The sequence below is a fragment of the Altericroceibacterium indicum genome (assembly GCF_009828105.1).
Taxonomy (GTDB): Bacteria; Pseudomonadota; Alphaproteobacteria; order Sphingomonadales; family Sphingomonadaceae; genus Altericroceibacterium; species Altericroceibacterium indicum.
This window is the reverse complement of the sequence record NZ_WTYQ01000003.1, coordinates 221,533-234,523: the sequence shown is the minus strand read 5'-3', so window position 1 is coordinate 234,523 and position 12,991 is coordinate 221,533. Positions and strand designations below refer to the sequence as shown.

Here is a 12,991-nt window from a genome sequence, read left to right as displayed (position 1 = left end):
TTTTTGGATGTGGCTCTTTAGCCAATCCCCAACGCCCGTCCGATCAGAATCAGCGCCATGGCTCCCACAATGGATGCCAGGCAGCCCGCCCGGTTGATGTTGCGATTGCCGCTTGAGGCGAAGAGGCCTGCAAATAGCGAACCGCCAATGCCGAGCGCGATGGTGGGTATCCATCCCATATCGACAGGGCCAGGGTAGAAATAGCGGGCGAGGCCGCCGATGATTAATCCGCCCAGAATGGCGCTTAGAATATTCATCATCGTATACCGTGTCCTTGTGGGTGGGCTGGTTTTCAAAGCTAACGCGCCAAACTGCCTTACGCACCCGAAAAACACCTGTCGCTTACCGCTTGGAAAGAGCGGTAGGTCGATTGTTGAGAAAAACTCGCAAATACCATTTGACTAAATGAGAATGCGTCGCAATAACCGCTTTCACACGAAGTGAGGGCAATTATGAAATTCACAGCTTCGCTCAGCCGGCCCTTAATGGCCATGATAGATCTTGCCGACCCCTCTATCATGGGTTGCAGGGTGTCCGGTGAGCGGGGGATCCGCCAGTGAGGGAAACCGATGTCAGCCCCCCAGTCCTGTTCCAGCGTCCGTTTTTTTCCCATTGCGGGCGAGGTTGTTCGGGGCGACACGGTTGCGGCGGATTAGGTGGGTTGGGCCTGGCCATGTCGCTTGCCAGGTCCAACCCACCAATGTTTCGAAATTCAGCAGAGCTTCCTTCCCCGATATGGTTGGGGGATTCCATGATCGTTACACTGCAAAATGTGCTGCCTCCCGCTATGGCTACGAAATTGGCGGATTTGGTAGCGGGTGCGGCCTATGAACATCACGCAAGAGGCTGTGATACTGCGGCCTGCACCCATGCAACACAGGCTGCACAAGCAGAAATCACAGCGGCACTGATGGACCATTCGGGCTTCCTGTCATCAGTATTGCCCCATTCCCTGGTGCCGCCGATATTCGATTTTTCGTCCGACAGTGAAGCGCTCACTCGCCAGATGAGCAAGGTGCCGCAATGCCATCCGGAAACCGGTGCCCCGTTCCGCCCTGATCTCGCCGCTATGGTAGCATTGTCAGACCCTGCGGATTACGAAGGGGGCGAATTGCGCCTGTCCGGCCGATTTGCGCGGGCAGGCTATCGTTTGTCAGCGGGCGACATGATGGTGTTCGAACCGGGAAGTTTCCGCAGTATCGCCCCGGTCAAGGAGGGGCGCTTGAAGCTGTGCTTCTTCTGGATGCAATCACTGGTGGGCGACAGTTCAGCGCGTAACACGCTGTATGAGCTGGATCGCACGGTTCAGGCACTGAGTGAAACGCTCGGCGGGAAAAATGAACAGGTTTCTCGACTGACCGGAATCTATCATCAATTGATGCGGCGTTGGGCCGAAGCGTGATTCTCTCAAGATAATCTCTGACGGGGGCAAAAGCTACCAATTGCGCCGGATTGCCGGCGAATTTTCTTAGCTTTCTTAATGTGTCCACGCTCAGGGCAGGCTGATAGATTTCACGAAAATTTCCGAAAGATTCTCTGTCGTGAAATCACCTGTGGAAATCACAAATATTTTTCCAGGTCGTTTTCAGGCTTGCAACACAGGTAACGCCATGCGTCGCGCCGTGTTGGTATGACAACACACCCGCATCGCAGTGCGTTATGTGGCATTATCTAACTTGCATATCTGCTAGCACTGGACCACTATCTATAGTAGCAATGCGGTGCAAAGCACCACAACACTGAGTTTTTTGTCGTCCCTTTTTTGAACAAGACGGCTATCAAATTTGGATTTTGCCGATGCTGTTAAGCGAAAATCAGCCGGGGTAGAACGAGATAGAGGCTTCTCTTTTGCGTCTCGTCCCAACTGGTATGTGCGCAACGTCATCATGGCAATTGAGAATGATTGAGGCCCTGTCTTGCAGAGCCCAAAAAGGGGCGTGAGCATGAATTACAATAGTGGAGACAAGACGGCGATGACTTTCGACGATCTGGATAGCGCAACGTCCGATAGAGATATGACCGGCCCCTCTTCGGAGAACAGCCCGGCTGCGCCCAGTCTGTCCGACGATTCCGCGGCTGAAGAAACCGCGGCCGTAAAGACCGATTCCAAAAGCATCAATCCGCGCCGCTTCAATGTGCAGGTTGACCGTTCACGCGATGCTTTGCTGACCGATTTCGGCAAGGAAACGCTGATCGATCGCTATTTGCTTCCTGGTGAAGAATTTCAGGATCTGTTTGCGCGTGTTGCCGATGCTTATGCCGATGATGCAGAACATGCACAGCGCATCTATGACTATATCTCCAGGCTTTGGTTCATGCCGGCCACCCCGGTCCTGTCCAATGGCGGTACTGGCCGTGGCCTGCCGATCAGTTGCTATCTGAACTCGGTGGAAGACAGCCTTGAAGGCATCGTCAACACCTGGAATGAAAACGTGTGGCTTGCCTCGCGCGGCGGCGGTATTGGCACCTATTGGGGCAATGTGCGCGGGATCGGTGAACCGGTCGGCCTCAACGGCAAGACCAGCGGTATCATTCCGTTCGTGCGCGTGATGGACAGTCTGACACTGGCAATCAGCCAAGGTTCGCTCCGTCGTGGCTCGGCCGCCTGCTATATCGACGTGTCGCACCCGGAAATCGAAGAATTCCTCGAAATCCGTAAGACCAGCGGCGATTTCAACCGCAAGGCGCTGAACCTGCACCATGGCGTGCTGGTTTCTGATGAATTCATGGAAGCTGTTCGTTCAGGCGCTGATTTTGAATTGAAGAGCCCGCGTGATGGGTCAGTGCGCGGCAAGGTTCATGCCCGTTCACTGTTCCAGAAGCTGCTGGAAGTGCGCCTTGCTACGGGTGAGCCTTATATCGTGTTCTCCGATACGGTGAACCGCGCCATGCCCAAGCATCACCGCGATCTGGGGCTCAAGGTTTCAACTTCGAACCTGTGTTCCGAAATCACTCTGCCCACCGGCTTTGACCATTTGGGCAAGGACCGGACAGCGGTCTGCTGCCTCTCCTCGCTCAATCTGGAGCGGTGGGATGAATGGCATGAAGACAAGCTGGTCATCGAAGACATCATGCGCTTCCTTGATAATGTGCTGCAGGATTTCATTGATCGTGCGCCGGATGAAATGGCTCGCGCCAAATATTCGGCCTCGCGTGAACGGTCTGTCGGCATGGGGGTGATGGGGTTCCATTCCTTCCTGCAAAAGAAGCGCATCGGGTTTGAAACCGCCATGGCCAAGGCGTGGAACCTCAAGATGTTCAAGCACATCAACGCCAAGGCCAATGAAGCCTCGATGATGCTGGCCAAGGAACGCGGACCTTGCCCGGACGCCGAAGATATGGGCGTGATGGAGCGGTTTTCCTGCAAGATGGCGATTGCGCCGACCGCGTCGATCAGCATTATCTGCGGCGGTACCAGCGCTTGCATTGAACCGATCCCGGCCAATATCTACACGCATAAGACGCTGTCCGGCAGCTTCATCGTGAAGAACCCTTATCTTGAGAAAATTCTCAAGGAAAAGAGCAAGGATTCCACCAATGTGTGGAACTCTATCCTCGAAAAGGACGGTTCAGTTCAGCATCTCGATTTCCTCAGCCCAGAGGAAAAGCTGGTGTTCAAGACCAGCTTTGAAATCGATCAGCGCTGGTTGCTGGAATTTGCTGGCGATCGCACGCCCTATATCGATCAGGCGCAGAGCCTGAACCTCTTCATCCCGGCAGATGTGGATAAATGGGATCTGGCGATGCTGCACTTCCAAGCGTGGGAAAGGGGCATCAAGTCGCTCTATTACCTGCGTTCGAAGAGTTTGCAGCGTGCAGGCTTTGCCGGTGGCGTAGAAGCGGACAACACGCCCGATGCGGCCAGGTTCGAATTGACCGCAGGGTCAGGCGAGCAGACCGATTATGACGAATGCCTTGCTTGCCAATAAGCGCAGGTTGATCGGCAGATGACACAAAGGCCCGGGCGGGAAACCGCTCGGGCCTTTGTGTATATGGCGCCAAGTTTCAGAAATTACTGAGGAATTTTTCTGCGCTTGGGGGCAGCCTGAAACTATCATTATATTGGTGCGTTGAAAAAACTAATCACACAATTTGCGACGAACATTTCTCAAATGCACGGGGGCTGCACTCATGACTCGAGAGGGTTTTCTTCCATTATCACGCCGCTCTATGCTCGCCAGTGGCGTGGCATCTGCAGCGCTAACGGCGGTTCCGTCTGCCGCAGCAAGAACGCAGAGCGCATCTGTCCAAAGGCCTTCCATGCATACACTCAACCTCACGGTGAATGGTGAAAACCATGAACTGAATCTCGATACACGCACGACGCTGCTCGACACATTGCGAGAGCATTTGCAACTCACCGGTACCAAAAAGGGCTGCGATCATGGCCAGTGCGGTGCTTGCACAGTGATCGTCAATGGAGAACGGATCAATTCCTGCCTCACCTTTGCTGTGATGCATGATGGTGATGAAGTGACCACCATTGAAGGCCTTGGTATGCCGGATAATCTGCATCCGATGCAGGAAGCTTTCGTGAAGCATGATGGCTATCAATGCGGCTATTGCACACCGGGCCAGATATGTTCTGCCGTGGCGGTGCTCGATGAAATCACCAAGGGCCTCCCCAGCCATGTGACTGAAGATATCACCCAGGCAGCTGCCCCCACCAATATGGAAATGCGCGAAAGGATGAGCGGGAATATCTGCCGCTGCGGGGCCTATTCCAACATCGCAGAAGCCATGTCCGAAGTGGTCGGAGGCGCAGCATGAAGAGCTTCACCTATGAACGGGCGACCAGCCCCGAAGCTGCCGCCAAAGCGGCCATTGCCACCAAAGGCGCTAAATTCATCGCCGGTGGCACCAATCTCATCGATCTGATGAAGCTGGAAATTGAAACCCCCACCCATCTGATTGACGTGAACGGCCTCGGCCTCGATGAAATCACCGAAACCGAAGATGGGGGCTTACGCATCGGCGCGATGGTCAGCAATACGGATTTGTCGAGCGATCAGCGTATCCGCCGTGATTATGGCGTGCTGACCCGCGCGATTGTGGCGGGCGCATCCGGCCAGTTGCGGAACAAGGCTTCTACCGGCGGCAATCTCCTCCAGCGGACGCGCTGCCCGTATTTTTACGACACCAACATGGCCTGCAATAAGCGCAAGCCGGGCGATGGCTGCTCCGCCAAGGAAGGCTATAGTCGCCAGCTTGGGATTATGGGCGTAAGCGATGCCTGTATCGCCACTTATCCCGGCGATATGGCCGTGGCTTTGCGGGTGCTTGATGCACAGGTGGAGACGGTGAAAGCCGATGGCACCAAGCGGATGATCCCAATGGAAGATTTCCATCGCCTGCCGGGTGATCGCCCCGATCTCGACAATGTGCTGGAAACAGGGGAGCTGATTACTGCTGTCACTCTGCCCAAACCTGTCGGTGGCCAGCATATCTATCACAAGGTTCGGGACCGTGCGTCTTACGCCTTTGCGCTGGTTTCGGTGGCCGCGATTGTGCAGCCTGATGGCACAGGCCGGGTGGCGGTTGGTGGCATTGCCCCCAAACCGTGGCGCGATGATGCGGCTGACGCACAGATGCGCAATGGCCCTGCAGCCGTTGCCCGCGTTCTTACCAAGGGTGCCAAAACCACACCTGACAACGCCTATAAGGTCGCTCTGGTAGAGCGCACAATTGCCGCCGCAATGGCGCAGGCCGCTTCTGGCAAGGCAAGGAGCTGAACCGATGAAATTTGAAAGTCGCGCAGGCGCAAACCCGATTGACCGCCTGAAGGTGGTCGGCAAATCACATGACCGGATCGATGGCCCGCTCAAAGTGTCAGGGCAAGCCAAATATGCTTATGAACGCCACGATGTCGCGCCCAATCAGGCCTATGGCTATATGGTCGGTGCCAGCATTGCCTGTGGCAAAATCACCAGTCTGGATGTGAGCGATGCCCGCAATGCGCCGGGCGTGGTGGATGTGATTTCCACGCTGGATTATAAGCCGGTTCCGCTCAGTTCCAATAACACGGCCAATCTGTTTGGCGGCGCAGAAGTGCAGCATTACCATCAGGCGATCGCTTTGGTGGTAGCTGATAGTTTCGAAGAAGCCCGCGCTGCTGCCCATCTTGTCCGCACTACCTATGAGCGCAAGAATGGCAGCTTTGATCTGGCGGCTGTCGCCAAAGCCGCGCCGCTTTATAAAAATGGCGATGATGACACGGGCGAAGATCGCTATGGCGATTTCGAAGCCGCTTTTGAAGCAGCGCCGGTGCAATTTGATGCCCAATATACCACGCCCGATGAAACCCACGCCATGATGGAACCGCATTCCACCATTGCCAGCTGGGACGGGGATAAGGTGACCTTATGGACTTCCAATCAGATGATTGCATGGTCCAAGAAGGCGCTCGCCAAATCGCTGGAAGTTTCAGAAGACAAGGTGCGGCTGGACTCGCCTTTCCTTGGCGGTGGCTTTGGTTCGAAATTGTTCGTTCGGGCCGATGCCATTGTGGCAGCGCTCGCGTCCAAAAAGGTCAGGCGTCCGGTGAAGGTGACATTGCAGCGCCCACTGGTGGCGAACAACACCACGCACCGTCCGGCAACGATCCAGCGTATCCGCCTTGGTGCTCATAAAGATGGCAGGTTACAGGCGATTGCACATGAAAGCACTTCGGGCGATTTGCCGGGTGGCGGCCCGGAAACGGCCGTTAATCAGAGCAAGCTGCTCTATGCAGCGGGCAACCGCCTGACCTCTATGCGCCTTGCTGTGCTCAACCTGCCGGAAGGCAATGCGATGCGCGCACCGGGTGAAGCACCGGGCATGATGGCGCTGGAAATCGCGATGGATGAAATGGCTGAAAAACTGGGCATGGACCCGGTGGAATTCCGCATCATCAACGATACGCAAGTTGATCCGATGAACCCGGAAAAGGCTTTTTCCGAAAGAAACATGATCGAATGCCTGCGTCGCGGCGCCAAGGAATTCGGCTGGGACAAGCGCAATGCCAAACCTGCTTCCCAGCAGGACGGAGATTGGCTGGTCGGCATGGGTATGGCGGTTGGTTTCCGCAACAATATGCTGATGAAATCCGCTGCACGGGTCCGCTTGGGAACAGATGGTGTGGTGACGGTGGAAACCGATATGACCGACATCGGCACCGGCAGCTATACGATTCTGGCGCAGACAGCGGCGGAAATGATGGGTCTGCCGCTCGATAGAGTGAAAGTGGTGTTGGGCGATTCCGACCTTCCAGCCTCTGCTGGTTCGGGCGGGCAGTGGGGCGCAGCCAACTCCACTGCGGGCACCTATGCAGCTTGTGTGAAATTGCGTGAACAAATTGCCAAAAAGCTCGGGCTTGATCCTGAGCAGGCTGATTTCACCGATGGCAATGTCCTGCAAGGCAACCGTTCCTTTTCCTTGAAGGACGCCGCCAAGGATGGCGAATTGGTCGCTGAAGATGCAATCGAATATGGCGATTTTGGCGATGAATATGCGCAGGCCACATTCTCAGGCCATTTTGTGCAAGCTTCGGTCAATCGCTTCACCGGCGTTACCCGGATCGACCGGATGCTGGCAGTGTGTTCTGCCGGGCGCATCCTCAACCCGAAATCGGCCCGCAGTCAGGTTATCGGTGCCATGACGATGGGCGCAGGTGCTGCGCTCACCGAAGAACTGGCAGTGGACAAGCGCTTCGGCTTTTTCGTGAATCACGATCTGGCCAGTTATGAAGTGCCGGTTCATGCCGATATCCCGTATCAGGAAGTGATCTTCCTCGATGAAGCCGACACCGCTTCCACGCCCATGAAAGCCAAGGGCGTGGGTGAACTGGGCCTGTGCGGTGTTGGCGCGGCGATTGCCAACGCCGTATATAACGCCTGCGGCATTCGGGTGCGTGATTACCCGCTAACGCTGGACAAATATCTCGACAAGTTGCCCGCCATCGCTTGACGGGAGTGCATGGGTGCGGGGGGAGGCTCTACGCCTCCTCCCGCTCCAGCGCGAAGAAGAACGGATGCTGGCCACGCATATCCATCAGTCCTATCACAAGGCCGGGGCCTGCACGGCGGAAATGGTCCATAATGGGCTGGCGATCATAGATCATCGCTGCGCCGCTTTTCCCGCGATATTCTACCATCCGCAGTCGCGCGGTGGGCTTGTTGGTGCTGACCAGCTTGCGCCCCAATTGCTGAAATGCGGAAACGGCCCAGCTTTGATCTTTCACTCCAAACCGTAAAGCGGTGTCGAGCGGCAGAAATTGCGGGTCAATTGCGATCACGCCCTTTTCAGGATCATTGAACAGCAGCGGGAAGACCGTCTCTTCGCTTCTGAACTCTTTCCCCCGCCAACCAAAGGCTTCGAGCATCCCATCCAAGGTGTGCTGCGTCGGCACGCCAAAACCGCGCCATCGCCCCATCATCTCATCTGTGGTGAGGGGCGGCAGAAGGTCAAAAGCAGCGATTGCTTCACCCATCGTGGTGCCTTCCAGCGCCGCGCGCCGCAGCCAGTCTGTGGCGTCATGTTCGAGCCGGGGTTTAACAAGTTCAGCGTCCATGATGGGCTTTCTGACCTTTACCTTGAATGAGAACAGGTAGGCTGAGTGATAATCTTAGGGGATGTGGATGTCAGTCAGAGCTGTCTGGAGCATCATGCATCTCTGTCTCACCATTGGCCCCATATCCCAAGCCTTTGGCTTTATGCGGATCATCCGCAGACGGAGAAGCTTGATTATTCTGGCCCTTTTCGCGCGGCAATGGTTCATGACCGATAGGGTCTGAACGATCTTCTGCCTCTTCTCTTTCAATTTCATCCGCATCGCCATCATCTGCATGATTGAATGCTGGTTGATTGACGGCATATTGATCGCCGCTGGTTATGAAACCGTCTGCCTGCTTATCATTAGGCTTATTCGCACTCATCATAGTTCCTTTCATCGCATGGCTTTGGCGTCTTCATGGGAGTAACGGGCAGGAAGCTGCTCCTGTTCCGCAGCAATGAATCGCGGAGGGACGGGCGATTTTCAAATCGCAATAGGGGGTTTTGGTTTTTTATCCCCACCAATGCCAGATAAAGCAGTCGAAGTTTTGTGAGGATATGTCTATATAGGCTGCCTTATCACTCACGGAGGCACAAGATGTCGTTGCTCGAAGCCCGCAAGACCTACAAACCCTTCGAATATCCGTGGGCCTATGAATATTGGAAAAAGCAGCAGCAAGTTCACTGGCTGCCCGAAGAAGTGCCGCTTGGCGAAGACTGCCGCGATTGGGCGCAGAACCTCGCTGACCATGAGCGTAATCTGCTGACACAAATCTTCCGCTTCTTCACTCAGGCCGACGTCGAAGTGCAGGATTGCTATCACGAAAAATATGGCCGGGTGTTCAAGCCCACGGAAGTGAAGATGATGCTGGCAGCGTTTTCCAACATGGAAACGATCCACATCGCCGCTTACAGCCATTTGCTTGATACGATCGGTATGCCTGAAAGCGAATATGGTGCTTTCCTTGAATATTCAGAACTCAAGGATAAGCACGATTATTTGCAGCAGTTCGGCGTTGATAGCGATGAAGATATTGCCCGTACGCTGGCGATGTTTGGCGGTTTCACCGAAGGTGTGCAGCTTTTCGCCAGCTTTGCCATGCTGATGAACTTCCCGCGCTATAACAAGATGAAGGGCATGGGGCAGATCGTTAGTTGGTCTGTGCGCGATGAATCGCTGCACTGTGAAGGTATTACCCGTCTTTTCCATGCTTTCACGAAAGAGCGTGATTGCCTCACCAAATCGGTGAAGGAAGATATTTACGATCAGTGCCACACCACAGTGCGGCTGGAAGATGCGTTTATTGATCTGGCGTTTGAAATGGGGCCTGTCCCCGGCATGACGGCCAAGGATATCAAGCGCTACATCCGCTATATCGCTGATTGGCGCCTTAACCAGCTTGGTCTTGAACCGATGTTCCTGATTGAAGAGCATCCTCTGCCCTGGTTGACGCCGCTGCTTAATGGCGTGGAACATGCCAACTTCTTCGAGGCGCGCTCCACGGAATATTCCAAGGCTGCCACACGCGGCAATTGGAACGATGTCTGGTCGAGCTTTGATTCGCGCCGTAAGGCCAATGCGAATGACGAAGATGAGGCGGTTGATGATGATGGCCCTGGTCTTTTCGGTGACAATGCCGGTGTTGCGGCTGAGTAAGCAGCCACTCCATCAACGTTATCGGCATGAGCCGTGACATATAAAGAAGGCGGCGGTTTTTAAAAACCGCCGCCTTTTTAGTTGGGGAGGGCCGAACCGGGGAGGGAGGAAACCGGTTCAACAGATAAGGGACTTCACTTGAGCCGCATCCGTGGCACATCAGTGCATTGGGGCGGCACAGGCTTCATCACAGGTTTAAAAGAAACAGTGGATGAACGGTTCCGCTTCTATAAGTTTGATCGGTTTATATAAGCGACCAGATGTTTCTCTATTCGCTGGAATGAAATTATACATCATCTCAACGGGTCATTCTCCTGCTTCATTAACGCAGCCTGGACTGATTTTGGAACAGGACCACTTGTGCCGCGTAATTACTATGCAACAGCTTAGTGCAACAGGAGAGACCTATGGCTGAACCTATCGACAGCGAAGCACCGTCAAAATCAAATGCCAAATGGCTCTGGCTGGCGTTGATCGTTCTCTTTGCCGTGTTGGCTATCATCTGGATTGCAGACCCGACGACTCCGGTCGAAGAAGTCACTGATCAGAATGTGCCTGCAGCAGCGAGCGATGCTGAGCGTCAGAACACGCTCGAAAACTATCCTGTTGAAACGGCACCAGCCGCACAAAGCAATGCGCCGACCGCGCAATAACATGCGGATGGAAGGTGCTGGCCTGCCTCCAAGGCATAGCCTAGCCAAGTTCCGGTGAGGCCAGCACCCCTACAGCGTCAGCAAATCCATATGTGTCCACCATATTGAAGACAGTGCTGGCGAGCTTGGTTTCCATGTCGATTTCCCAAACCTGAACCTTGGGGTTGTCAAACTTTCTCAATGTCTGAAGGTTGCGCCACGTTTCATGGCCAAGCCAGACAACGTGTTTTTCGCCTACTACGATATTGGTGGTTTGAGTTTCGATTAATTCCCAGTTTTCAGCCATTTTGGCGAAATAGTGGAACAGGCCTGCCTTACCCCGATATGGCCCTGCGAGAGAGACATTGGGCAGCGTTGTGTCAAGGATGGATCGAAATTCGACATCAGGGGTTACCAGCGCCATGAAACGATCAGGCGTGCGCCCGCCACTTTTGTTCCACGCTTCATAGGCGGCTTGGAGGCGAGCCGCAAAATCGTTCATCTCGAAATTCCTGAAAAGACGCTCTGAAATTTATGTAGCTTGTTGGACCAGATATGGCCTTACTGGTTTTGAAAATCAATTGCCGTCATTGAGCTTGAGGGCAATAATATGAAATGTACGAAGGATGAGAACTCGCGCGTGCAAAGCTTTGCAGTTGGAAGAGCGAATCGCTAAGGCAACACCCAAATGCCGCGTAAGGAGTTATTGGCACGATGAGCATGGGTGAGAGCAAGGGGACGCTGAATAAAGCGGAAACGCTGATTGAGGCTTTGCCCTATTTCCAGCGATATGCTGGCCGCACCTTTGTCGTCAAATATGGTGGGCACGCCATGGGTGACCCTGCTGCAGCCAAGGATTTCGCGCAGGATATCGTGCTGTTGAAAGCGGTTGGTATCAACCCGGTTGTGGTTCATGGCGGAGGCCCGCAAATCGGGGCAATGCTCAAGAAGCTTGGGGTTGAAAGCCAATTTATTGACGGCTTGCGCGTGACCGATAAGGCAACGGCTGAAATTGCTGAAATGGTGCTTTCCGGTGCCATCAACAAAGAACTGGTTGGCTGGATCATGGGAGCCGGCGGCAAGGCACTGGGCATTTCCGGCAAGGATGGCGGCCTGGTAACGGCCACCAAGGTGCAGCGCACGACCCGCGACCCGGATAGCAATATCGAACAGGCGGTCGATCTGGGTTTTGTCGGTGAGCCATCCAAGATCGATACCACCATTCTCAAAGTGGCGAGCGATGCCGGAATGATTCCTATCGTTGCGCCTATTGGTGCCGGTGAGGATGGCCATACGTACAACATTAATGCGGACACGATGGCAGGTGCTATCGCTGCAGCGCTAGGCGCGGCGCGGCTGTTCCTGCTGACTGATGTTCCCGGCGTGCTCGACAAGCAGAAGCAATTGCTGACCGACCTGACCCCTGCTGGCATTGCGAAGCTGCGCGATGATGGCACGATCAGCGGCGGAATGATTCCGAAGCTTGAAACATGTGTGGCGGCAGTAGAAGCTGGCTGTGATGCAGCCGTTGTGCTGGATGGCCGTGTGCCTCATGCCATGTTGCTGGAATTCTTCACCTCGCGCGGTGCGGGGACATTGGTAAAGGCCGAATAATGCGCCTCTTTCTTGTCATTCCATGTGCCGCCCTCGCATTGGCAGCATGTTCATCTCAGCAGCCTGCTTCGGATGAAACGGATCAGGTCGCGGCGGAACTGGATAGTTCCACGCCTGAACCGGTCGTGAGTGATGAGGATGACGTGGATACCACGGCCCCACTTTCAAGCGATGCGTTGCAGGAGCGGGACAACCCACGCCGAGTGCTCGCCTATATCAGCCAGGCCGTGGCGCAGCACCGGCTGGCGGATGCTGCGCTCGCATGGCGTTCTGAAGCGGAAATGACCGGTGCCCTGCTGGAAGAGCAGATTGGTGATTACCCTGATGTGAAGATCAGCTTTGGTGATGGCGAGACGGAAGGGGCTGCTGGCACCCTTTATTACACGGTTCCGGTCGCTCTGACTGCTGATAGTGGAAAAATGAATCGTAAGGGCTCAATCACGCTCAGCCGGGTCAATGATGTGCCTGGCGCCACTGAAGAGCAGCTCGATTGGCGGGTTCGCCAGCTCACCTTTGATAAGTGATCTGTATTGCCCTGTTGATACACTACCCCTTGGTC

The 12,991-nt window shown here is 54.7% G+C and carries 13 protein-coding genes; 9 read left to right on the top strand and 4 right to left on the bottom strand.

The window, feature by feature from the left end; translation table 11 throughout:
- Window positions 1-17: 17 nt before the first annotated feature.
- On the bottom strand, window positions 18-260 hold the full coding sequence (locus GRI39_RS09540; protein WP_160739476.1) for a GlsB/YeaQ/YmgE family stress response membrane protein: 243 nt from the start codon (window positions 258-260) through the stop codon (window positions 18-20).
- A 491-nt stretch (window positions 261-751) separates the two neighbouring features.
- Here GRI39_RS09540 and GRI39_RS09535 point away from each other — a divergent pair, with 491 nt between their 5' ends.
- The 5 genes from GRI39_RS09535 (at window position 752) to paoC (ending at window position 7,944) form a co-directional block, all read left to right on the top strand.
- A complete protein-coding gene (locus GRI39_RS09535; protein ID WP_160739475.1) occupies window positions 752-1,402 on the top strand; it encodes a 2OG-Fe(II) oxygenase family protein in 651 nt (216 codons plus the stop codon).
- Between the two features lie 541 nt (window positions 1,403-1,943).
- Window positions 1,944-3,929 (top strand): ribonucleoside-diphosphate reductase subunit alpha, encoded by a 1,986-nt coding sequence (locus GRI39_RS09530; RefSeq protein WP_160739474.1) that lies wholly within the window; start codon window positions 1,944-1,946, stop codon window positions 3,927-3,929.
- 202 nt (window positions 3,930-4,131) lie between these two features.
- Complete coding sequence (paoA, locus tag GRI39_RS09525; protein ID WP_160739473.1) at window positions 4,132-4,770, top strand: aldehyde dehydrogenase iron-sulfur subunit PaoA; 639 nt, start codon at window positions 4,132-4,134, stop codon at window positions 4,768-4,770.
- Window positions 4,767-5,732, top strand: coding sequence for an FAD binding domain-containing protein (locus GRI39_RS09520; RefSeq protein WP_160739472.1), 966 nt, complete (start codon window positions 4,767-4,769; stop codon window positions 5,730-5,732). Before paoA ends, GRI39_RS09520 begins: the two co-directional genes overlap by 4 nt.
- A 4-nt stretch (window positions 5,733-5,736) precedes the next feature.
- Window positions 5,737-7,944, top strand: a complete 2,208-nt coding sequence (paoC, locus tag GRI39_RS09515) for an aldehyde oxidoreductase molybdenum-binding subunit PaoC (RefSeq protein ID WP_160739471.1) — start codon at window positions 5,737-5,739, stop codon at window positions 7,942-7,944.
- Between the two features lie 28 nt (window positions 7,945-7,972).
- On the opposite strand, the gene GRI39_RS09510 is transcribed toward paoC, so the two are convergent.
- Both GRI39_RS09510 and GRI39_RS09505 read right to left on the bottom strand, forming a co-directional pair.
- Window positions 7,973-8,548, bottom strand: coding sequence for a DUF4334 domain-containing protein (locus GRI39_RS09510; RefSeq protein ID WP_160739470.1), 576 nt, complete (start codon window positions 8,546-8,548; stop codon window positions 7,973-7,975).
- A 70-nt stretch (window positions 8,549-8,618) separates the two neighbouring features.
- Window positions 8,619-8,915 carry a hypothetical protein gene (locus GRI39_RS09505; protein WP_211371530.1) on the bottom strand — a complete coding sequence of 99 codons (297 nt, stop codon included), beginning with the start codon at window positions 8,913-8,915 and terminating at the stop codon, window positions 8,619-8,621.
- Window positions 8,916-9,127: 212 nt separating this feature from the next.
- Between GRI39_RS09505 and GRI39_RS09500 the strand changes: the two genes are divergently transcribed.
- Together GRI39_RS09500 and GRI39_RS09495 are read left to right on the top strand one after the other, a co-directional pair.
- Window positions 9,128-10,186 carry a ribonucleotide-diphosphate reductase subunit beta gene (locus tag GRI39_RS09500; RefSeq protein ID WP_160739468.1) on the top strand — a complete coding sequence of 353 codons (1,059 nt, stop codon included), beginning with the start codon at window positions 9,128-9,130 and terminating at the stop codon, window positions 10,184-10,186.
- A gap of 407 nt (window positions 10,187-10,593) precedes the next feature.
- Window positions 10,594-10,839 carry a hypothetical protein gene (locus tag GRI39_RS09495; RefSeq protein WP_160739467.1) on the top strand — a complete coding sequence of 82 codons (246 nt, stop codon included), beginning with the start codon at window positions 10,594-10,596 and terminating at the stop codon, window positions 10,837-10,839.
- Between the two features lie 40 nt (window positions 10,840-10,879).
- Here the strand turns inward: GRI39_RS09495 and GRI39_RS09490 are convergent, their stop codons facing one another.
- Window positions 10,880-11,320, bottom strand: coding sequence for a nuclear transport factor 2 family protein (locus GRI39_RS09490; RefSeq protein WP_160739466.1), 441 nt, complete (start codon window positions 11,318-11,320; stop codon window positions 10,880-10,882).
- A gap of 212 nt (window positions 11,321-11,532) precedes the next feature.
- On the opposite strand from GRI39_RS09490, the gene argB reads away from it, so the two are divergent.
- Both argB and GRI39_RS09480 read left to right on the top strand, forming a co-directional pair.
- Entirely contained in the window at window positions 11,533-12,432 is a 900-nt protein-coding gene (gene argB, locus GRI39_RS09485) for an acetylglutamate kinase (RefSeq protein WP_160739465.1), read from the top strand.
- A complete protein-coding gene (locus tag GRI39_RS09480; protein ID WP_160739464.1) occupies window positions 12,432-12,956 on the top strand; it encodes a hypothetical protein in 525 nt (174 codons plus the stop codon). Before argB ends, GRI39_RS09480 begins: the two co-directional genes overlap by 1 nt.
- Window positions 12,957-12,991 lie beyond the last annotated feature (35 nt).

What these genes read in the sequence shown, in the direction of transcription:
- GRI39_RS09490 (WP_160739466.1), bottom strand. Translation starts at nt 11,320, where the DNA reads ATGAACGATTTTGCGGCTCGCCTCCAAGCCGCCTATGAAGCGTGGAAC.
- paoA (WP_160739473.1), top strand. Translation starts at nt 4,132, where the DNA reads ATGACTCGAGAGGGTTTTCTTCCATTATCACGCCGCTCTATGCTCGCC.
- GRI39_RS09500 (WP_160739468.1), top strand. Translation starts at nt 9,128, where the DNA reads ATGTCGTTGCTCGAAGCCCGCAAGACCTACAAACCCTTCGAATATCCG.
- GRI39_RS09535 (WP_160739475.1), top strand. Translation starts at nt 752, where the DNA reads ATGATCGTTACACTGCAAAATGTGCTGCCTCCCGCTATGGCTACGAAA.
- GRI39_RS09505 (WP_211371530.1), bottom strand. Translation starts at nt 8,915, where the DNA reads ATGATGAGTGCGAATAAGCCTAATGATAAGCAGGCAGACGGTTTCATA.
- paoC (WP_160739471.1), top strand. Translation starts at nt 5,737, where the DNA reads ATGAAATTTGAAAGTCGCGCAGGCGCAAACCCGATTGACCGCCTGAAG.
- GRI39_RS09520 (WP_160739472.1), top strand. Translation starts at nt 4,767, where the DNA reads ATGAAGAGCTTCACCTATGAACGGGCGACCAGCCCCGAAGCTGCCGCC.
- GRI39_RS09480 (WP_160739464.1), top strand. Translation starts at nt 12,432, where the DNA reads ATGCGCCTCTTTCTTGTCATTCCATGTGCCGCCCTCGCATTGGCAGCA.
- GRI39_RS09530 (WP_160739474.1), top strand. Translation starts at nt 1,944, where the DNA reads ATGAATTACAATAGTGGAGACAAGACGGCGATGACTTTCGACGATCTG.
- GRI39_RS09495 (WP_160739467.1), top strand. Translation starts at nt 10,594, where the DNA reads ATGGCTGAACCTATCGACAGCGAAGCACCGTCAAAATCAAATGCCAAA.
- argB (WP_160739465.1), top strand. Translation starts at nt 11,533, where the DNA reads ATGAGCATGGGTGAGAGCAAGGGGACGCTGAATAAAGCGGAAACGCTG.
- GRI39_RS09510 (WP_160739470.1), bottom strand. Translation starts at nt 8,548, where the DNA reads ATGGACGCTGAACTTGTTAAACCCCGGCTCGAACATGACGCCACAGAC.
- GRI39_RS09540 (WP_160739476.1), bottom strand. Translation starts at nt 260, where the DNA reads ATGATGAATATTCTAAGCGCCATTCTGGGCGGATTAATCATCGGCGGC.